Genomic DNA, 22,256 nt, shown 5'->3' with positions numbered 1-22,256 from the left:
TATTTTTTACACAATTATGTGTATATAAACACGTTTTGCTTTGTTCATAAAGCATTAAGGTGGCTTAAACCAATGCAAAAGATGACTTAACAGCCCTGTTTAAGCTACACTAACGCGTTTTTAATTTATCACTGCGGCAAACACAACTATGCGTAATAAAGCTAAATCTGTCACAATTTTTGATGTTGCCGACCTTGCTGGTGTTTCCAAGTCAACCGTGTCCTTGGTGCTTACCCAAAGTAAAAAAGTAAGTGATAAAAGCAAACAGCAGGTATTGAAAGCAATTGATGAGCTAGGCTATGTTTATAACCGCGATGCAGCCGCTATGCGCTCAAAGCGCTCTAATTTAATAGCTATAGTGATAAACGATTTAACTAATCCTGTTATGGCACAATTGGCCACCGAGCTTGAAAAAATATTAAATGGCGAGGGTTTTCAGGCCGTTATTGTTAGCAGTAATAACAATGTTGAGCAACAAACACGGGCAATTAATAAACTAAAAGAATACAACGCCGCCGGGTTTATAATTTGCCCCGTGCCTAACACATGCACCCAATGGTTAGACACATTACATACTCAGCATAGCGTTGTTACGTTAATGCAGGAGCTTGCATTTAGTAACGCCCCTTGTGTGTTACCCGACTACAAAAAAGCAAGCCATATAGTTAGCATGCACTTGCTTTCTCAAGGGGTTACAAACATTGCGTTTATAGGCAGCAATTTACAATTAAGTAGCTGCTTAACACTTCAAAACGGCTTTAATACCGCATGTGCACAACACAGTATTTTGCCACTAAACGCAATCGAATGTGATGAAAACACCGCACATAGTGCCAAAAACGCGTTTACACAGGCCTATAAAAACAACCCAGCTATTAACGCCATTGTATGTGCAAATGACATTATTGCCCACGGTGTGCTAGCAGCCATTAAAACATTGCCCTTAAGAGCTGAACAACGCATTAAAGTGGTGAGCTGCCAACAAATAAAAAATAACACTTTACTTGACGATACATTAACGAGTGTTGCAATCAGCACGCATGAAATTGCAAAGCGTTGCCTTTTAGTACTTCAAGAACTATTACAAAATACAGCCCCACCGGTTAAAACACTGGTAAATGTGAACTTACAAATTAAAGAGTCTAGCCAATGAAAAAAGTGCTGGTAATTGGCTACGTATGGCCAGAACCCAATTCGTCTGCTGCGGGCACGCACATGATGTCGTTATTAAATGCATTTAAAGCACAAAACTGGCAAGTAGAGTTTGCCACCCCTGCTCAACGCACAGATCATATGGTAAACCTTGATGACTTTGGCATAACGAGCCAAAGCATTGCCCTTAACTGCGAAAGCTTTGACGAATACGTTAAAGCGTTCAGCCCAGACATAGTCATGTTTGACCGCTTTATGATGGAAGAACAATTTGGTTGGCGCGTAGATAAGCATTGCCCTAATGCTATTAAAATTCTCGATACCGAAGATTTACAATGCTTACGAAACGCACGCCATGAAGCCCACAAAGGCGAGCGCGAATTTACAACCAGTGACTTACATTCTGATATCGCAAAGCGTGAAATTGCAGCCATTTTACGTTGTGACCTAAGCTTAATTATTTCAAGCTACGAAATGGAATTACTCAATAGCGTATTTAAGGTAGAGCCAAGTTTATTGCATCATTTACCGTTTATGGTTGATTTAAGCGCATTGCCCAAAACCACAAAAAGCTTTGATGAACGTCAGCACTTTATGACTATAGGTAACTTTAGACACGCCCCAAACTGGGATGCTGTCCTTTACTTACAAAAAATATGGCCATTAATTCGTAAGCAACTTCCAAAAGCCGAACTACACATTTACGGCTCATACCCGCCACCTAAAGCCACCGCACTTAATAACCCTAAAACGGGATTTTTAATTAAAGGCTGGGCCGATAACGCCTATGACGTTATGCAAAGCGCGCGAGTGTGTTTAGCGCCCCTTCGTTTTGGTGCGGGCATAAAAGGTAAATTACTTGAAGCCATGATTATGCAAACACCCAGCGTTACCACCCGCATTGGCATAGAGGGCATGCATAACGATTTACCTTGGCCAGGTAAAGTTGCTAATAATACCGAAGACTTTGCAAATGCAGCCGTTGAGCTTTACAACAGTCAAACCGATTTTAAACACGCTCAACAAGCTGGTAATGCGCTACTAAATAGTGTTTACGACAAAGTAAAATTAAGCGCGGCGCTCATTAATAAAATAGATTTAATAAGCAATGATTTAAGCGCGCATCGCGAAAAGAACTTCACCGGACAAATGCTCAAACATCATACAATGCGCAGCACACAATACATGGCGCAATGGATAGCAGAAAAAAATAAAAAATTAGATTAAAAATGACTAGACACACACCAATTAGTCTTTAAAATCGCGCCCATTACACATGGGCGTTTTAGCCTATACTCTTAGCTAATTTTTATACCAACTCGCTTAATTAAGTGATCTATTTTGAGGGTGGAAAAACATGTTGATAGCAAGGCAAAAAATTTGTCGTTTAGTTGTTCTAAATGAGAATTTTTTAACGCAAGTAGCGACACGTTTAGCCCCGCAAAATGATTAAGTATTATTGCGGATTGGTTCTACACACTGGCCTAAATAAGATTTGAAAACTGCAACCTTTACAGAAAAACGCAAATTTATCGTTAAATTAGGTAAAATGCTTCACAAGTACGGTACGCCTGCTTACCGCCTAGAAGCTCACCTAATGGAAGTAGCCACATACCTAGACCTTAAATCGTCATTTGTTATGTCGCCTACTTCAGTTACTTTTGTTATTTGGACCGACGGCCATGAAGATGAATACACACATGTGGCACGAGTAGATCCTGGCGATCATGACTTAGGCTCACTCGCCGACACCGACGACCTAGTAAATAAAATGCTCAACGGTGATCTTACACTTCAAGAAGTAGACCAACAGCTCGACATCATTTTTGATGCACCAAACCCATATAATAAACTGACCACAGGCATTGCGTTTGCAACCTCGGGTGGTGCTTTTGCAATGCTTATGGGAACCAGTTGGACCGATGTAATTTGGTCGGCGTTGCTCACCCTTGTAGTGTATTTATTTGTTTTGTGGTCTATGCGCTCTAAACGTGTAGCGCACATGCTTGAGCCTCTTGTTGCTATTGTTTCAGCAATATTGGCATGCGCTGTAAGTGTTTATATTACCCCTGAAGTAAACATACGCTTGGTGGTACTTTCGGCCATTATTGTATTTATACCGGGCCTTGCGCTTGCACTTGGACTGGCTGAGCTTGCAGCGCGACATTTAGTGTCGGGCACAGCACGCGTTATGGACTCATTTATGCTGCTGTTTAAGCTGTATTTTGGTGGTTTTATAGGTATAGGCATTGGCTTTGCACTATTTGGCCAAGCAGACTTTGTTCAACCAGAGCCTTTACCAAGCTGGACGCCTTGGCTTGCTATATTTTTATTGTGTAGCAGCTTAATAGTCATATTTAGAACCAAGCTAAAACATGCGGGTTGGTCTATTGCATCAGGTTTTATAGCCTATGGTACCAGTATTGGTTCTGCCATGTACCTTGACTACACGTTGGGTACCTTTGTAGGCGCGTTATCGGTTGGTATTTTTAGTAACTTATTTAACCGTGTTGCTAATGCGCCGGCTTCAATTGTAGCGATGCAAGGCTTAATTGTATTAGTACCAGGTAGCAAAACCTACATTGGCTTAAACTCGCTTATTGAAGGCCAAGACTTTGTATATGCAGAGCACATAGGCCAGCAAACGTTTTTAATATTTATGTCGCTTGTAGCAGGGCTTATATTTGCAAACGTTGCTCTGCCACCTAAAAAAAGTTTATAAAAGACAGCGCGGGGTCATTCCGCGCTACTCATCATTTATTTTATCACCTTCATTTAACGCCCTCTTTTGAGCATTAATCGCATTTTTTAGTTTATTGACCTTAGCTTGTTATACTAATCTGGATTTTAAAAATAAAGGATATAACAATGCTAAAAACTAGCTTAGCGCTGGCAATCGGGCTTTCAAGCTCACTTGCATTTGCGCAATCAGCAATAACAGTTGAAGATATACCAAAAGTAAAATCGGTAATACAAACAAGTGTAAGCCCTGATGGCGAAAGCGTTGCATTTACACGTTCGTTACCACGCACGCTTTACGTTGACGAAAATGGCAGTAATTACAGCGAACTTTATGTTGTAGACGATGAAGGTATTGAACGCCCATTTATTACCGGCTCGGTTAATATAAAAAGCATTCAATGGTCAAACGACAGTAAAACAATATACTTTTTAGCGAAATTAAAAGACGACAAATTTACTTCTCTATACCAGATCCCAGTTGATGGCGGACAAGCACAAGCTGTTATGTCGTTAAAAGGGACTTCTATTTCAAGCTATCAACTAAGCCCTGATAACAAACAGCTTGCGTTATTAGCCATGCCAGCTGCTGACAAATCAGATAAAGAATTAAAAAAACTTGGTTTTAAAGCAGAAGTATATGAACTAGGTTTAAAAAACAAACAACTCTTTATTGTTGATTTAGCTAAAGCTGACAAACCATTGTCGCCAACAGCCATAAACATAGATAGCTACGTAAGTGATGTAAATTGGTCTGCAGACAGTGAAAAACTACTCGTTAAAACCCAACCTACTGCACTTATTGACGATCGCTATACCAAATCAATGTGGCACCTTTATGATATTGCTAACGAAAAAGTAACTTTATCGTTTAAAACACAAGGTAAACTAGGCGACGCAGAGTTATCGCATGATGGTAAGTATGTGGCTATTTTGGGCGCAGAGGATCAGCATGATCCTGCTACTGGACGCTTATTTATTGCCGACACTGAAACCGCAAAAATCACTGAGTGGTTGCCTAACTTTATGGGCCACGTAGTTGATTTTGAATGGTCGCATAAGCGCAGCACACTCAACTTTATTGCCAATGTAGGTACACAAAGCTTTGTTGCCAGTATTAAAGCAGGCTCTAATAAGTACAAAAAGCTAGTTGATGAAGGCCAATTCATTGCAACGCAGCTTAGTGTTTCTCATTCAGATAAAACATTAGCTCTTCGTGGTAACAGCGCTAAACATCCTAACGAAGTGTTTATTGTGCGTAGTAAAAAAGCAAAGCGTTTAACCGATTCTAACAACTGGTTAAACGATAAGCGTTTTGCAAAACAAGAAACCATCAAGCTTAAAGCGCGTGATGGTGTTGAGTTAGACGGCGTACTTGTCTATCCGCTCGATTACAAAAAAGGCACACGCTACCCACTTATTATGTCAGTACATGGCGGCCCAGAAAGTCACGACAAAGATGGGTGGATCACCAATTACTCTCGCCCAGGTCAAATGGGTGCAGCACGCGGTTACGCGGTGTTTTATCCGAACTATCGCGGCTCTACAGGTAAAGGCGTTGATTACTCAAAACTAGGGCAAAACGACTATGCGGGTAAAGAGTTTGACGACTTGGTGGACTTTAAAAACCATTTAGTAGAAATGGGTTTAGTTGACAGTAAACGCGTTGGTATTACGGGTGGCTCATACGGCGGTTACGCCTCTGCTTGGGGTGCAACAAAACTAACTGAGCATTTTGCAGCAAGCGTTATGTTTGTGGGTGTAACTAATCAGCTATCTAAGTTTGGTACTACTGACATCTCTAACGAAATGCACTTGGTACATGCCCGTTCATACCCATGGGATAAATGGCAATGGTACTTAGAGCGCAGCCCTATTTTTTGGGCTGGCCAATCTGAAACACCATTACTTATTATGCACGGTAAAGACGACCCGCGTGTTCATCCAGCACAGTCAATGGAGCTATACCGCTACATGAAAGTACAAGGTAAAGATGTTCGCCTTGTTTATTACCCAGGTGAAGGCCATGGTAACCGTAAAGTGGCAGCACAATATGACTACAGTCTACGTTTAATGCGTTGGATGGATAACTATTTAATAGAAGGTAAAAAAGACATGCCTGATTACGAAATAGACCATGCAGCAAAGCTTAAAGCTGTAAAAGATGCCAATAAATAATTTGTGGTAAGTTAAAATAGTGAGGCCAGCATTATTGTTGGCCTTTTTTTATTATTTGTATAACCAATATCACCCACCAAGCTCATGCTGTGGTAAAATCTAAATCAATTCTTCGTCTCAATCTCATAATTCGACTGCTATGCCAAACAGCCCTTGTTTTACTCCATTTGCTCAACCTGTTTCTACTATTTCGTTACCGGAACAGTTTACTTACCCATTTTTTTACGAGCCACACCCACTGACTATTGCAGCAAGCGAACAATTGCAACAGCAGCTCGAAACACTGCCACATTTAAAAGCTGAAAACGCGGGTAAAATGTTTGGCGTATTAGTGGTTAAAAATGAGCAAAACGAACTTGGTTTTTTAGCAGCCTACTCAGGGCAAGTTGATGCAGACAAAGCCAGCATTGACTTTGTTCCCCCTATTTCAAGTATGCAATTGAACGATGAAAACTACTTAGCCAAAAGTAAAATAATAAATGACATAAACGCGCAAATAAACGAGCTTGAACACAGTGAGCAGCTAAAAAGCATAAGCCAGTTATTAGCAACAGCCAACGAAGGCTTTGAAAAAGAACTGCAAGCGCAGCATGCTTTAATGCAAAAAAGTAGAAAAAAGCGGAAAAAACAACGCAGCGACGCTGAAAAAAAATCGAGTAAGACTAAAATTCAGCAACTCAAAAAAAAGCTGGCAACTCAAAGTATTGAAGAAAAAAAACAGCTTCAGGCATTAAAGCAAAAATGGCAAACACAGCTAGTCACGCTTGAACAAGCGCATAGCAAAATAGACGATGAGCTTGAGCATTTAAAAAAACGCCGTAAAACACTCTCTAAAAGCTTACAAAAAATGCTATTTGCCCAGTATCAATTTCTTAATATTGAGGGCGAAACAGAAGACCTTAATGCTATCTTTGCTAAATTACCTGAGCACACGCCAGCATCGGGAGCTGGTGACTGCGCAGCGCCTAAGTTACTTCAGCATGCGTTTAAACATAAATTAACGCCTATTGCTATGGGTGAATTTTGGTGGGGAGCGCCGCCAAAATCATCGGTTAGGCAACATAAAAACTACTACCCTTCTTGCTTTAGTAAATGCCAACCTATTTTGGGCCACATGTTAAAAGGTTTAAACGTAGAACCGAGCCCGCTTCTCAATAACCCGGCACAAGATAAAGAGCTTGCTGTTGTTTATCAAGATGATGATTTGGTCATAGTGAATAAACCGGCAGAGTTTTTATCGGTACCCGGCATTACCATAGACGATTCTGTATTTTTGCGTATGAAAACACAATTTCCAGAGGCTACAGGCCCACTTATTGTGCACCGATTGGATATGTCTACTTCCGGGCTATTAATTATTGCCCTAAATAAACGGGCACATAAAGCCATTCAAAAACAATTTATTGAGCGCACAATAGAAAAACGCTACGTTGCTTTAGTCGACGGCAACATAGAGCAAGAAAGCGGGACTATAGAGTTACCCCTTACACCAGACTTTGATGATAAACCGCGCCAAAAAGTGTGTTACCAAAAAGGTAAGCCTTCACTAACAACATGGCAAGTGCTTGAGCGAAAAAACAACACAACACGCTTGCAGCTATATCCTAAAACAGGCCGCACACACCAATTGCGAGTGCACTGTGCACATGTTTTGGGTTTAAATACCCCTATTGTTGGTGATACACACTATGGTAAAAAAGCAGACCGATTACATCTGCACGCTGAGTACTTGGCGTTCACACACCCGATTACTCATGAACGATTAGAGTTTAAAGTTGCCGCTGATTTTTAATAATTAAGCATTAAATTACGCGTTTCATACCGTGCTAATACTAAGATTATGGACGTAGATATTTTTTAAAATAACTTTTATGATAATGTGATTACATGAGTAACGCCTTGAAAACATCTATTTGTATTTTATTAGCTACACATTTTGGGTGTAATTTTACGCACACAGGTTAAATAACTGAGCGTTGTCGTAGTATTAAGTAACGTATACTAAATTGGTAAGGGACTAACATGATGATAAATATACAAACGCAAATGAGCTACCTCAGGGCAGTGATTAAGCCGGTTGTCGTTATCTTTTTTTTACTTGCCACTTTTCAAAGTACTGCTAACTCTGCAAATACGTCCTCCATTGAGTTAAGCCAAAAAGCCGTAAGCGTACTTATTAAAAATGTAAGAACCGATAAGCTTGATTACCTGCAAAACAAAAAACAAATTACTCAAGCGTATGAACTGAGTAAATTAAAGTATAGTAACTCACTACATTTAGAATCCGCTGCCATTTATGCCGAGCTTCTTTTTAGACAAGAAAAGTATGATGAGCTAAATGCCCACCTTAATGAGTATTTAGCAAATCAACAACTGCCTAAACAGCCCGACATTTTACTGCTATTTTTAGAGTCACAACTAAAATTACTGAGCTTGAAAAAAAAGCTCAAACAAGCAAGCGATGTTATTAAAAAATTAGAAACGCGTTATGCGCAATCTACACCCGCCGAAAAAATTATCATATTAAAAGCCTTCGCGTTTTATTATACAGAAACAGATGACCTAAAAAAAACCTTAAGTGTTGCACTTGACGGATTAGAGCTAGCAATTCAAAAAAATGATATTGCATCGCAAGGTTACTTCTATAGAAAAATAGCCGACGCTTATAATTACTTAGACGAAAAAGAAAAAGGCATTATTTACGCTAAAAAAGCACTCGTTGCTTACCAGCAAACACAAGATGGCTTATATACAGCAAAAGCCTATTGGAGTTTAGGTAACGTATTGCTTGAAATAAACAAGCTACAAGAAGCACTTATTTATTTTGATAAAGCACTCGCCTATTTTGAATCTGTTGATATGCAAAAAGGACTTTCTTTTGCACAGTATTCAATTGCTAACATTTTGTATAAACAAGAAAACTACGAAGACGCTTTAACCCTAGCAAATAAAAACCTTAAAGTTGCCCGTGCAGCTGAAATAGGCGATATGAAACTAGCAACAATGATCTTAATGTTAGATATCTATTCAAAACAAGGCTTACCTGAAAAAGCCGATAAAATGAATGATCAAGTATTTTCGATGTTAGACGACTTTAGTCGCAGCATTTACAAAGCTGAATTTCTTCAAAAGCGATATCAATTAAAACGAAACCTAAACAAAACAGACGATGCATTTGATGCTATGGAGCAAATGCTTACATTTATGAAAAAGCATTACGAAGCCACCAGCGAAACAAACATTAAAACACTGCAAATAAAATTTGAAGTGAAAGAAAAAGAAGAAAAAATACTTCAATTAGAATACGACAAAAACATAAATGAGCTACTTGCTAAAGAAGAATATCAACAAAAAATTATTTGGCGTTTAAGCGCAACAATTGCATTTATTTTAGTTCTTGTGTCGTTATTACTCATTTATAAACAGGTACTTCAGCGTAAAAAATACTACAGTATGGCGCTAACAGACTATTTAACTAAAAGTTTTAATCGACGCGGTATAATGAAAAAAGCCGCTAATACACTTAAACAAAGCAACGCAACTATTGCTATTGTTGATTTAGATTTATTTAAACATATCAACGATACCTATGGCCATGATGTAGGGGATGCAGTACTTGTTACCTTTGCGCGTGCAGCACAAAGTGTACTCGACGATGATGACCAATTTGGCCGCTATGGTGGTGAAGAATGGTTATTTGTTTTAAACACAGTAGATAAAAAAAGTGTTGAAGCAACATTCGATTCTATTGCTAATGCGCTAACTAATTATTGTAGTGAAATAGAAGGCTTAAAAAACACAGAAACCATTACTTTTAGCGCAGGCGCAGCAATTAGTGCCTCTTCTAATCGCTCACTTGAAAAACTCATCATCCATGCCGATGAGCTTCTTTATAAAGCCAAACAAAATGGCCGCAATCAAGTTAATGTAGAGCAGCCCTAGACGCATTAGGGTTTAGCAAATTTTAGCACGTTTGGTAAGTGAGAAATTATTTCACCCTCTTGTCTGTAAAAAATACATAGATAAAACAGCCTAACAAACACACCAAATATAAAACCAAGTAATTTCATAAAGTTACACTATGGCACTACGTTTGCTTCAATCGTTACAAGCAACGTAATTAATTAGGAAGATTTATGAATATTTTTGAAGCACTACGTAATGACCATGATAAACAACGCGAATTAGTTGATGCGCTTATTCAAACAAAAGGCGATACACAAAAACGCCACAGCTTAATGGATGAGCTAAAAACGCAGCTAGAAGAACATGCCAAATTTGAAGAACGTTACTTTTATAATCCATTAATTTGTGAAGACTTAACACAAGAAAAAGCCCGTCATAGCGTTGCCGAACACCACGAAATAGACGAATTAATTGAACAACTTGAAGACACCGAAATGAGCTCGTCGGCATGGTTGGTCGAGGCTAAAAAATTACACCATTTAGTGCATCATCATTTAGATGAAGAAGAACATGAGGTATTTCAGCTAGCGGGTAAAGCGCTGTCTGAAGGCCAAAAAGAGCGCCTAGGCGATAAATACAACGACGCAATGCACTAACCATTGCAGGTAACAAATTCATACACCTCCCTGTGTAATTTTGGTTATAAGCTAATTGGCTTATAACCATTTTTTTGTATAAGCGCTCTACTTTACTGTGAATTTAGAGTCTTGATCTCGTAATAAATACAGCGCAAAACACGCTGCCCACATTGGCCACGCTGCAAAAAATAATAAGTTATTAAATCCATCTATGTATTGGTTATACGATGACAACGTAGACAAACCATGCATTATAAAAACCACACCGTAAGTAATTCGTTTTTTGATCCCTGCTAAAAATGCCAACATTAAAATAAGCTGAAGCGCGCCCAATACATAAGCAACAACGTCAGTAGAGCCATTAATCCCATAAAAGTGTTCGAATATACGTGCACTGTGACCCGGATTCACAAACTTATCGAGAGTCCACATTATCATTACTATAAAAACACCTAAACGAAGCGACAAAAGTGACCACTGTAAACGGCTTTGAACATCGCTACTTAAAGAACCTGTCATAAAATTTCCTTTAAAAATATATAAATAAACCAAGAATTGAACAAGACCGTATAAGCTATGATTAATTTCAGACTATTAAGATTTAATACGAATTGGTAATCAACAATAGTTAACGTTTAAAGACTATAATAAGCATAATTTGCAGACATCCATTCTAAAAATTAAAAAAGTTAAACTTTGATTGAAAGATATTTTTATTCCTTTCGGTCTTTATCGCCAGTAACTAATTACACTAGAGAGACAACGCTTGAAACACGCATACTTAGCACTATCCTTAGCCACTATATTAAACACTCCCCTTGTAGCCTTTGCAGCTGACAAAACGCAAGCACAAGATTCGATTGAGCATATTGAAGTGGCAGGCCAAGTTATAAAGTCTCAAGGACTTTCTGTTAAAAATGAAACAATTGACGGCCCTTTTGGCGATAATTTAGCATTGCAAGACATAGCACGCTCAGTAACACCTATTTCAAGCGAGTTAATAGAGCAACTAAACATTACTACTTTACAAGACGTATTAGCAGTAAGCCCAAACACCTATTCTGCAAGTGGATTTGGTGCGCCAAGTTTGCCTACAATTCGCGGCCAATTAGGTGAGCTTTTTCAAGATGGAACACGTCGTCAAGCAGGAAACAACGGTTTTGGTGTTCCTTTATCGTTCAACTCTATAGAACAGATAGATGTTGTTAAAGGCGCTCCACCTGTTTTATTCGGTTCGAGTCAGCGTAATGGTGGGTTTGTTAATTTACACTCTAAACAAGCGTCGACTGACGAAAGTAAGGGTAAAGCGAGCTTATCAGCAGGCCGTTGGGATCAATACAGTGCGCAAATTGACTTTACAGCCCCAATAATCAAAGACAAAGTAGGCTTTAGAGTAAGCTATGAGCACCTTGATCATGGTAGCTACTATGATTATTCGGGCACTAAAAGCGACAGCTTATTTGCTGCATTACGAATATTACCAGATGACAAAAGTAGCTGGGATATTAACTTTGAACTATACCAAGTTGAATTTACCGACAACGCCGGTATTAACCGCCCTACTCAAGCACTTATCGATCATGGCCTTTATATTACCGGCCAAGGCGTACAAGCAAATGGCAGTACAGTACCAGCTGCGGGTTCAATTGTGTCGCCTACTGGGCTAGTAAACATTGATCGCAGCACCGTACTTACCGACCCTGATAACCAAAACGAAGCTACAACCTATTTAATTCACAGTATTTACAAACGCGAGCTAAGCGCAAATGCTTCTATTAAAAACATTAGTTACTTTCAACATTTACAACGTGAAGAAATAGCACAAAATAGCTTTGTTGAAATTATTGACGGTGCCGACACTGCGCAAAATCGCACTGAGCTTACCTACCAATGGAATAGCGACCAGCAAACAATTTTTGCTTTCGACGTTCGCTACAACAAAGTACTTGGCTACAGCCAATTTACCACCGAGGCCGATTTACCAATTGATTTAACTGGTCCACTTTCAAACCGCCGCATTCCCTTAACCGATGCACAAAAAGCACGTTTAGTTGAGCTTCGCCCTGGTGTGTTCGTATCACCTGGTGCGCAGTACGATATAAATAACGATGGCAGCGGCGACTTTAACCTATCAGACACTACTGACTCACGTTCATGGCAAACAGGATTTGCAATTCAACAAGACTCAGATTGGACTGATAAATTTCATACCAGTGTAGGTTACCGTGTTGATTATTACGATGTAGAAGCGCGCGACCCAATTGCACCACAAGGCCAAACTGCAGCCAGCGATAGCATTCACGACACGCTACAATCAGGCCAAGTGAGTTTTAATTACAAACTAAATGTTGATTTCACCGGCTACGGTGCTGCCAGTTATAACGAAGCCACATCAAATAGTATGGCTGGGGGTAATGTACTGGGTGGCGGCAACGTTATTAGCGCACAAAACTTTGCAACCGAAAACACGCTTGTAGAGTTTGGTTTAAAATATGCACCAACCAACAGCGATTGGTATGCTGATGGCGCGCTATTTAGCCAACGACGCAGCCTACGTAACCGTGATGGCAGTAATACAGGTATTCGTACCACCGGCTTTGAAAGCCAAGTATTTTATGATGCTTACCCTTACTGGTTAAGCGCAGGTTACAGCTATATTGATGCGCAATACGATAATTCTGCAAGTAGTCAAGATTCAGCACAAGTGGCCGATGCCTTTGACAACTCACGCCCAGACATTATTGCAGGTACCGGTGTTGGCGCACCTAGCTTTACACCATTTGCACCGTCGAACAGCCAAGTACAAGGTATTCCTGAGCAGTCATTCAGTTTTAATGGAAATTATTCAATTAATTCGAAATGGCAAACTGGCTTTTCGGGTCTATATACAAAGAGTTACCCATTAGATCTTTTACAAACAGTTAAAATTCGTGATCAATACACGCTAAACATTAATACTAGCTATGCATTTACGCCTAGCACCAAGTTGCGTTTAGATGTGAATAACATCACAAACCAAAAAAACTGGCGCCCTGTATTTGAAGGCGGTTACTTTGGCGCAACCTTGGCATTCCCTGAATTGCCAATAAATGCCAAGCTAACGCTGACCCATAAATTTTAAGATTTATGAATACTTAGCTTTTCTAGGTTAAATTTGCATCAACCTGCTTAAATACCTAGCAGGGCAAAGCCTATGTGATGTTATTATCTCACATAGGCTTTAAAGTAAAATGAGTGCTAAACAGGCGCAGCCCAAAGGGTTTACCTAGGGCAATACGAAAGGTCAATAGGCCCTAATTAAGAGAGAGAACATGATAAAAAAATTATTTTTGATAGTGATTGCAGCCGCTGCTATTGGCGCGTTCTTTCATTTTAATTTACACCAGTTACTAACACTTGATGGCTTAAAAGGGTCAATGGACCAATTTGACCAGTACAAGGCGCAGTCGCCGCTACTTGTTATTGGCGGCTTCTTTTTACTTTATGTGGTAGTGACAGCTCTCTCTTTACCGGGTGCGGCTATTTTAACGTTGGCAGCAGGTGCGCTATTTGGATTAGTTGAGGGTTTATTGGTTGCGTCATTTGCATCTACAATTGGGGCAACACTTGCCTTTTTAGTGTCGCGTTATTTATTACGCGACTCTATAAAACAACGTTTTCCTGAGCGTTTAGCGGCTATTGATGCGGGCGTTGAAAAAGAAGGTGGCTTTTACCTATTTACACTTCGTTTGGTGCCAGTATTCCCGTTCTTTTTAATTAATTTACTAATGGGTGTTACTGCTATTAAATCGTGGACCTTCTACTGGGTAAGCCAGGTAGGTATGTTGGCGGGTACGTTTGTATTTGTAAATGCCGGTACTCAGCTTGCGCAAATTGAGAGCTTGTCTGGTATTTTATCCCTCGATCTTATCCTTTCATTTGCCCTGTTAGGTGTATTCCCATTAATAGCGAAGAGTATTCTAAACGTATTTAAAAAACGTCGTGTATACAAAAATTACACTAAGCCTAAAAAGTTCGATCGAAACATGATTGTTATTGGCGCGGGAGCTGGCGGCTTAGTGACAAGCTACATTGCAGCGGCAGTTAAAGCCAAAGTAACCCTAATTGAAGCCGGCGAAATGGGTGGAGACTGTTTAAACTATGGCTGCGTGCCAAGTAAGGCCATAATTAAAAGTGCAAAAGTGGCAGAACAAATTCGTCATGGCGAGCATTACGGGCTTGAAAACACCACACCGCAGTTTTCGTTTAAAAAAGTAATGGCACGTGTACACCAAGTAATTGCCGACATCGCACCTCACGACAGCGTTGAGCGCTACACAAACCTAGGCGTAGATGTTGTAAAAGGCTACGGTAAATTATTAGACCCATGGACGGTAGAAATTAAGCTTAACGATGGCGGCACACAAACACTCACTGCCCGTACTATTGTTATTGCCACTGGCGCACGCCCATTTGTACCGCCATTACCGGGTATTGAAGAAACAGGCTATGTAACAAGTGACACCTTATGGACTAAATTTGCTGAGCTTGAAGAAGCCCCTAAAAAGCTTGTTGTACTTGGCGGTGGTCCAATTGGGTGCGAACTTGCACAAAGCTTTGCCCGCTTAGGTTCAAGCGTTACGCAAATTGAAATGGCTGAACGTATTATGATCAAAGAAGACCTAGAAGTGTCTACCTTTGCTCACGAAGCGCTAACGCAAAGCGGCGTAAACATTTTAACCTCGCATCAGGCACTACGCTGTGAAGCGCGCGATGGCAAAAAGTTCATTGTGGTAAAACATAACGATACCGAAATCGATATTGAATACGATGAGCTACTATGTGCTGTGGGCCGAAGCGCTCGTCTTAAAGGTTACGGCCTTGAAGAACTTGGTATAGAAACTAATCGTACTGTAGTAACTAACGAATACCTTGAAACGCTTTACCCTAATATTTTTGCCGCTGGCGATATAGTAGGACCGTATCAGTTTACGCACGTAGCCGCTCATCAGGGGTGGTACGCAGCAGTAAATGGCTTATTTGGTAATCTTAAAAAGTTTAAAGTAGATTACCGTGTTATTCCTTGGACCACATTTATTGACCCTGAAGTAGCAAGAGTGGGCATAAATGAGCAAGAAGCGATTGAAAAAGGCATAGACTATGAAATCACTCGCTTTGAATTTGAAGAGCTAGACCGTGCCATTACCGACAGCGCCACCAAAGGCTTTATTAAAGTAATTACACCAAAAGGCAAAGACAAAATCCTTGGTGTTACTGTGGTATCTGAGCACGCTGGCGATTTAATAGCTGAGTTTGTACTGGCAATGAAACACGGTTTAGGCCTTAACAAAATACTAGGCACTATTCACAGCTACCCTACGTGGGCTGAAGGTAACAAGTACGCAGCCGGCGAGTGGAAACGCGCTCACGCACCTGAGAAAGTACTTAACATGCTTGAAAAATACCACACATGGCGCAGAGGCTAAAATGTTTAAAACACCTTTTAAAGCGCTATTGTTAGGGTCTGCTTTGCTTGCAACATCGTTTGCAAGCAATGCTCAAAACATGCACGACAGCTGGAACGTATTATTAAACAATCATGTTGTAGCTATTAATCATGGCCACAGCACAGAGGTCGATTATTCAGCAATTAAAGCCAAGTACAGTGAACTTAAAACCTATTTAGATTCACTATCGGCGGTTACGCAAAATGAGTTTGATGAATGGAGCAAACATAAGCAGCTGGCTTTTTTAATCAATGCGTATAACGCCTTTACTCTTGAGCTTATATTAACTAAATACCCAAGTCTTAAATCGATTAAAGATTTAGGCAGCTTTTTTAGCTCGCCGTGGAGCAAAGAGTTTGTGCCATTACTTGGTAAAACTCGTAGCCTTGATGATATTGAGCATGGTTTAATACGCGGCAGTGGTAAATACAACGACCCTCGTATTCACTTTGCTGTAAATTGTGCCAGTATTGGCTGCCCAGCACTACGTGAAGAAGCCTACACAGAATCTAAACTCGAATCACAATTACACCATCAAACTGACCGTTTTTTATCTGATATGACACGTAATATGGCGCAAGATAACACGCTAAGTGTGTCTTCAATATTTAAATGGTACGGTGATGATTTTGAACACGGTTTTAGAGGCGCTAATTCGTTACAACAGTTTTTCTCACAATACGCAGACGAGCTAAAACTGATACCCGCTCAGCAAAAAGCGCTTGAAAATGACGACATGAAAATTAAGTTTTTAGATTACAACTGGGATTTAAATGCTCGCTAATAAATTTTGGCAAACATTATCGCGATACAGCTTATGCTGTGTCGCTTTTTGCATTTGCCTTGTTATTAGTTTTAAAAGCCTAGCAAGTACACAATTACAAAGCCGCTGGCAGCAAGTTGAAAGCTTAGGCAAAGACCAAAGCGTATATTTTTATGCGTGGGGTGGCGATGCGCAAATAAATGCGTATATTCAATGGGCTGCACAGCAAGTAAAAACCAAACACAACATAAACTTAGTACATGTAAAGCTAAGTGATACCAGCGAAGCAGTAAGCCGGGTACTTGCTGAAAAATCAGCAAACAATAACGATAAAGGCAGCGTAGATTTAATTTGGATAAACGGTGCTAACTTTGCCACCATGAGCGAGCACTCTTTATTATTAAAACAATGGGCTAATAAGCTGCCTAATTTTAGTTACACCGACCCTAGCAATAACCCCGCTGTTAATTTTGATTTTGGAATACCCACCAATGGAATGGAAGCACCTTGGGGTCAAGCATCGCTCACCTTTTATTACGACAGTTTAGCAATTGACGACACTGCAAATAACACACTACCAACAACCCTAACCCAATTACTTAGCTGGAGCGCACAAAACCCGGGTCGCTTTAGTTACCCAAAGCCACCTGATTTTTTAGGAATGAGCTTTTTAAAATACGCGCTTGTCATGCTACATCAACAAAGTGATGACACACTTAAAGCGCAGTTAAATCAGCCAGCTACTGCACAAAACACAGCCCAAGTATTAAACCCATTATGGAACTTTTTAAATAAACTGCACCCAACACTTTGGCGCGATGGCAGCCATTTTATGCAAAGTGGTGCACAAATGCGCCGCTTAGTAGGCGACACAGAGCTAAGCATAGCATTTACGTTTTCAGCGCCCGAAGTACCCGCCGCCGTTAAACGTTATGATTTACCAAAAAGTATTCGCAGTTATGCAATGCAAGATGGCAGTTTAAGTAACACTCACTTCGTCGCTATTCCTTATAATGCAAGCCATGCACAAAGTGCGCAATTGGTGGCTAATTTTTTATTAAGCCCGGAGGCGCAAGCACATAAGCAAAAACCTTCAGTTTGGGGGGATAAAAGTGTATTGATTCAATCTACATTGAGCCAAGAGCAGCAAGCCTTGTTTAAAACGGTGGAACCGCATCCAAGCGCATTACCCTTAAATAGCATTAAACGCACGCTAAGTGAGCCACACCCAAGCTGGGTAAACGCTATTATGCAAGGTTGGCAAGCGCGCTTTGGGGTTAGCCAATGAGTGTTGTTTCAAATAAGTTAGCAGCAAGCCCAACGCTTAAATCACATAAAAGCGCCGATATGTTCAGTAAATTAGTTAAATTAAGCCCAAGCTTTTTACTGGCATTGCTTATTTTGCCCGTAATAGGCGGATTAATTAGCGTACTATTACCCGCTTTTGGCTATGCGCCGGTACTTGAACATACAACACTTGGCCTACATGGCTTTACTATGCTTATGCAAACACCCGGCCTTACACACATGGTTATGCTAAGTGTTGGCACAGGATTAATAAGTACCTTACTTGCCTTTATCATTACGTTAATGATTTTAGCGGCATTTTTTAATAGTCCTTGGCTTAACCGTATTCAGCGTTTACTGAGCCCAATACTGGTAATACCCCACGCAGCAGCGGCTATAGCGGTTGGTTTTTTAATTGCTCCTTCGGGTATGATCTCGCGTTTAGTATCGCCTTGGTTTAGTGGGTGGGAACTTGCGCCTAACGGCATGTTTCCGCATGATTCGTTTGGCATTAGTATAATTTTAGGCTTAACCCTTAAAGAGCTGCCTTTTTTACTGTTAATGGCGCTAGGTGTGCTTGCCCAACCTGAGCTTGGCAAAAAACTGCGCCACCAACATAAAGTAGCGCTTAATTTAGGCTACTGCCCTATGACTGCTTTTTTTAAAGTGATTCTGCCAAGCCTTTATCCATTACTGCGCCTACCCATTTTAGCCGTATTGGCTTATGCCAGTGCAAGTGTAGAAATGCCACTTATTTTGGGGCCAAATACACCACCCACCTTGGCTGTCGCTATTATGCACTGGTTTAACGATGTAGATTTAAACCTGCGTATTAAAGCCTCTGCGGGGGCATTATTGCAGCTTGTACTTACTGGTGGTTTACTAGCTCTTTGGCTTGGCGGCGAAAAAACCATAAAAGTATTATTTAGCGATTTACTCACCAATGGAGAGCGAGAATATGGCGGTGTTTATTGGCAAAAAATAACGACCGTATTAACAGTATTTGTAATTGGCTTTATTTTGCTTTCATTAATTGGCTTAATTATGTGGTCGGTTGCCGGATTTTGGCGTTTTCCGGCGGCACTGCCCGAGCAGCTCACGCTATTTCACTTTAAAAGTGCACTAATGCAAATGCAAGGCCCGCTTTGTAATACCCTTGCGATAGGGCTAGTTACTACGTTATTTGCCATTATTATTACGCTTTTGTGCTTAGAGTCTGAGCAGTTAAATGCAAAACCCCTATCGCGCTTTACCAGCTTAATTATTTATTTACCGCTGCTTGTACCAAGTATTGCGTTTTTATTTGGCCTAGTGTGGCTGCAGCAACTAGCAAATAACCAAGCCGCGTTTTTTAATGTGGTATTTACCCATTTATTGTTTGTACTACCGTATGTGTTTTTATCGCTTGCGAGCAGCTATAGGCGATTAGACCCTCGCTTTGCTCATGTAGCAGCAAGCCTTGGCGCCACGCCCTGCAAAGTGTTTTTACAGGTAAAACTACCCCAGTTGTTTGCCCCTATTTTGATTGCGGCTGCACTTGGTTTAGCCATTAGCTTTGGCCAATACTTACCTACACTTTTAGCCGGTGGCGGGCGCATAGCAACCATAACAACCGAAGCGGTTACCCTTGCTAATGGCGCAAGTAGGCGTACCAGTGCTGTGTATGCCATTATGCAAATGGCATTGCCACTCATTGGCTTTATCCTGGCGTGGGTTTTACCTAAGTACTTTTTTAAAAGCGCACATCGCTAACCCATAAATTAAAAGGTTTTTAATGCAGTCATCTTTAGAGATTAAAAATTGTGAGCTTTATCGTCAACATGAGCAATTACTAAGCTTAAACGAGCAGGTAAAAGGCGGCGAAATACTTACTATTATGGGGCCATCAGGCAGTGGTAAATCAAGTTTATTAAATTGGCTTACCGGCACATTACCCAACGGCTTTAACGCAAGTGGCGAAGTGTGGCTTAACGGTAAAAATATTAATAACTTGCCTGCTCATTTACGCCACATAGGTGTGCTTTATCAAGATGCGTTATTATTCTCGCATTTGTCGGTAAGCGGTAACATTGCCTTTGCTATGCCTAAAGGCAATAAAAAACAGCGCCTTGAAAAAATAGAGCACGCCCTTGAACAAGTAGGATTAAAAGGCATGGCTAATCGCCACCCCGACAATCTCTCTGGGGGGCAACAAGCCCGCGTTGCTTTACTGCGTATGCTATTAAGCGAGCCAAAAGCTATTTTGCTTGATGAGCCATTTAGCAAGCTCGATACCCAATTAAGAGTAGATACCCGCGAACTGGTATTTAGCCAAATACGTGAGCATAAATTGCCCGCTATTATGGTAACCCACGATCATAGCGATGCAGAGGCTGCAAACGGCAAACTGATCACCTTAAATTTAGCCAAATAAACGCACAAAAAGCACAAGGCACTAAGTATGTTAGACAAATACATCACCCCGGTAATAAAGCCACTGTTAATTCCGGTTGTAGCGTTAATGCACAAGCGCGGTATAACGCCCGACCAACTCACTGTGGTTGGTTTTTTAATAGGGCTATTAGCTGTGCCATTAATTGCGTATGAAATGTGGTACGCAGCGTTAACAGCTATTGCTTTAAATCGTATTTTAGATGGGCTAGATGGCGCATTGGCACGCCATGCAAATTTAAGTTCAAGCGCTGGCGGTTTTTTAGATATTACCCTCGACTTTTTATTTTACGCGGCAATTCCGCTTGGCTTTATTTTGGCAAACCCCGAGCAAAACGCCATTGCAGGTAGCATATTACTGGCCACCTTTATAGGCACAGGCTCAAGCTTTTTAGCCTTTGCCATAGCCGCCGAAAAATTTAAGCTCGAAAAACCCCAGTTTAAATACAAAAGTTTTTACTATTTAAATGGCTTAACCGAAGGCACAGAAACCATAGCGCTATTTATTGCCTTTTGTATTTGGCCGCAGCACTTTGCCATAATGGCGAGTATTTTTGCCACTGCGTGCGCTATTACTATTTTTACACGTATACATGGTGGTTATAACACGCTTAAACTCCAGGAAGTTGATGAGGTTACACAAGCCAATGAGTAATGAAATTTGGTGGCGTTTAGGGTTCTTTTTTAGCATTTTGGTTATTATGATGCTGCTAGAATCGCGTATGCCTGCACGTAAATCGCCTATAAAAAGTAACACCCGATGGTTTGCTAATTTTGGACTGGTGTTTGCTTCATCACTAATTGCTCGTTTAAGTGTGCCCATAGGCTTAACCGCAGTAGCGCTTTATAACCAAGAGCACGGTATTGGTTTATTTAATCAAATAGCCACACCAAGTATTGTTGCTATTATTTTAAGCATGTTACTGCTTGATATACTTATTTATTGGCAGCACCGGCTTTTTCATCAGGTGCCTATTTTGTGGCGCTTGCACCGTGTACACCACGCCGATGCCCATGTAGATACCAGTACAGGTTTGCGTTTTCACCCTATCGAAATTGTACTCAGCATACTTATAAAGCTCATTGCCGTTACCGCTTTAGGGGTACCCGCTATTGCTGTATTAATTTTTGAAATAGCACTTAATGGTTTAGCGCTGTTTAACCATGCGAATATTCGCTTGCCACAAGCAATAGAGAAACCCCTTCGGCTCATATTAATGACTCAAATACTGCATCGTATTCACCATAGTCAACGTGTGAGCGAAACCAATTCGAACTACGGATTTAGCGTTATATGGTGGGACAAACTGTTTGGTAGTTACAAAAATGAAGCCCAAAAAGCCGATAACGAGATAGATATAGGCTTAAAAGAATACCCAAGCCAAAAACAAAATGCGTCACTTTGGGCATTGTTAATCATGCCATTTAAAAATAAGTAACACCTATTCTCTTAAAAAATAAAATATTAAAACAATATTACGCAGTTTGATTATTTTAGAACTACAGTTAATACGTTAATCAGTAAATTAATTGTAAATAATTTAGACAAATATGTTGACCAAACCACAACTGCACAATATTATTTGTAAGCGCTTACAATTGCACACACAAATGTAAGCGCTTACAGAAAGTATAAAAGCTATAAAATCAACTAAACTTAAACACATATTCTGACAA

At 40.4% G+C, this 22,256-nt stretch carries 16 protein-coding genes; 15 read left to right on the top strand and 1 reads right to left on the bottom strand.

Annotated features, from left to right (window positions below):
• Nucleotides 1-148: 148 nt before the first annotated feature.
• The 7 genes from ATS71_RS01210 (at nt 149) to ATS71_RS01180 (ending at nt 10,631) form a co-directional block, all read left to right on the top strand.
• On the top strand, nt 149-1,153 hold the full coding sequence (locus ATS71_RS01210; RefSeq protein ID WP_058403172.1) for a LacI family DNA-binding transcriptional regulator: 1,005 nt from the start codon (nt 149-151) through the stop codon (nt 1,151-1,153).
• Nucleotides 1,150-2,379: a glycosyltransferase gene (locus ATS71_RS01205; protein WP_058403171.1), complete on the top strand. Its 1,230-nt coding sequence runs from the start codon at nt 1,150-1,152 to the stop codon at nt 2,377-2,379. The genes ATS71_RS01210 and ATS71_RS01205 overlap by 4 nt, the downstream gene beginning before the upstream one ends.
• A 268-nt stretch (nt 2,380-2,647) precedes the next feature.
• On the top strand, nt 2,648-3,874 hold the full coding sequence (locus ATS71_RS01200) for a threonine/serine ThrE exporter family protein (RefSeq protein WP_082653575.1): 1,227 nt from the start codon (nt 2,648-2,650) through the stop codon (nt 3,872-3,874).
• Between the two features lie 146 nt (nt 3,875-4,020).
• A complete protein-coding gene (locus ATS71_RS01195; RefSeq protein ID WP_058403170.1) occupies nt 4,021-6,069 on the top strand; it encodes a S9 family peptidase in 2,049 nt (682 codons plus the stop codon).
• 139 nt (nt 6,070-6,208) lie between these two features.
• Nucleotides 6,209-7,861 (top strand): RluA family pseudouridine synthase, encoded by a 1,653-nt coding sequence (locus tag ATS71_RS01190; RefSeq protein WP_058403169.1) that lies wholly within the window; start codon nt 6,209-6,211, stop codon nt 7,859-7,861.
• Nucleotides 7,862-8,091: 230 nt separating this feature from the next.
• Nucleotides 8,092-10,011, top strand: coding sequence for a tetratricopeptide repeat-containing diguanylate cyclase (locus tag ATS71_RS01185; RefSeq protein ID WP_058403168.1), 1,920 nt, complete (start codon nt 8,092-8,094; stop codon nt 10,009-10,011).
• Between the two features lie 194 nt (nt 10,012-10,205).
• On the top strand, nt 10,206-10,631 hold the full coding sequence (locus ATS71_RS01180) for a hemerythrin domain-containing protein (protein WP_058403167.1): 426 nt from the start codon (nt 10,206-10,208) through the stop codon (nt 10,629-10,631).
• 87 nt (nt 10,632-10,718) lie between these two features.
• On the opposite strand, the gene ATS71_RS01175 is transcribed toward ATS71_RS01180, so the two are convergent.
• Entirely contained in the window at nt 10,719-11,132 is a 414-nt protein-coding gene (locus ATS71_RS01175; protein ID WP_058403166.1) for a hypothetical protein, read from the bottom strand.
• Nucleotides 11,133-11,379: 247 nt separating this feature from the next.
• Here ATS71_RS01175 and ATS71_RS01170 point away from each other — a divergent pair, with 247 nt between their 5' ends.
• The 8 genes from ATS71_RS01170 (at nt 11,380) to ATS71_RS01135 (ending at nt 22,018) form a co-directional block, all read left to right on the top strand.
• On the top strand, nt 11,380-13,734 hold the full coding sequence (locus ATS71_RS01170) for a TonB-dependent receptor (RefSeq protein ID WP_058403165.1): 2,355 nt from the start codon (nt 11,380-11,382) through the stop codon (nt 13,732-13,734).
• 190 nt (nt 13,735-13,924) lie between these two features.
• Complete coding sequence (locus ATS71_RS01165; protein WP_058403164.1) at nt 13,925-16,078, top strand: FAD-dependent oxidoreductase; 2,154 nt, start codon at nt 13,925-13,927, stop codon at nt 16,076-16,078.
• A gap of 1 nt (nt 16,079) precedes the next feature.
• Complete coding sequence (locus ATS71_RS01160; protein WP_058403163.1) at nt 16,080-16,883, top strand: DUF547 domain-containing protein; 804 nt, start codon at nt 16,080-16,082, stop codon at nt 16,881-16,883.
• A complete protein-coding gene (locus ATS71_RS01155; protein WP_058403162.1) occupies nt 16,873-18,150 on the top strand; it encodes an ABC transporter substrate-binding protein in 1,278 nt (425 codons plus the stop codon). The genes ATS71_RS01160 and ATS71_RS01155 overlap by 11 nt, the downstream gene beginning before the upstream one ends.
• Nucleotides 18,147-19,901, top strand: coding sequence for an ABC transporter permease (locus tag ATS71_RS01150; protein WP_058403161.1), 1,755 nt, complete (start codon nt 18,147-18,149; stop codon nt 19,899-19,901). Before ATS71_RS01155 ends, ATS71_RS01150 begins: the two co-directional genes overlap by 4 nt.
• A gap of 22 nt (nt 19,902-19,923) precedes the next feature.
• The gene (locus ATS71_RS01145) at nt 19,924-20,562 is read left to right on the top strand and encodes an ATP-binding cassette domain-containing protein (RefSeq protein WP_058403160.1); all 639 of its coding nucleotides are present in this window, start codon (nt 19,924-19,926) and stop codon (nt 20,560-20,562) included.
• Nucleotides 20,563-20,589: 27 nt separating this feature from the next.
• Nucleotides 20,590-21,234 carry a CDP-alcohol phosphatidyltransferase family protein gene (locus ATS71_RS01140; protein WP_058403159.1) on the top strand — a complete coding sequence of 215 codons (645 nt, stop codon included), beginning with the start codon at nt 20,590-20,592 and terminating at the stop codon, nt 21,232-21,234.
• Nucleotides 21,227-22,018, top strand: a complete 792-nt coding sequence (locus ATS71_RS01135; protein WP_058403158.1) for a sterol desaturase family protein — start codon at nt 21,227-21,229, stop codon at nt 22,016-22,018. The genes ATS71_RS01140 and ATS71_RS01135 overlap by 8 nt, the downstream gene beginning before the upstream one ends.
• The last annotated feature ends 238 nt before the right edge of the window (nt 22,019-22,256 follow it).

It is taken from the genome of Pseudoalteromonas sp. H71 (assembly GCF_001468485.1).
GTDB lineage: Bacteria > Pseudomonadota > Gammaproteobacteria > Enterobacterales > Alteromonadaceae > Pseudoalteromonas.
Note: the sequence above shows the minus strand (reverse complement) of the source record. Positions and strands in the feature narration are given on the sequence as shown.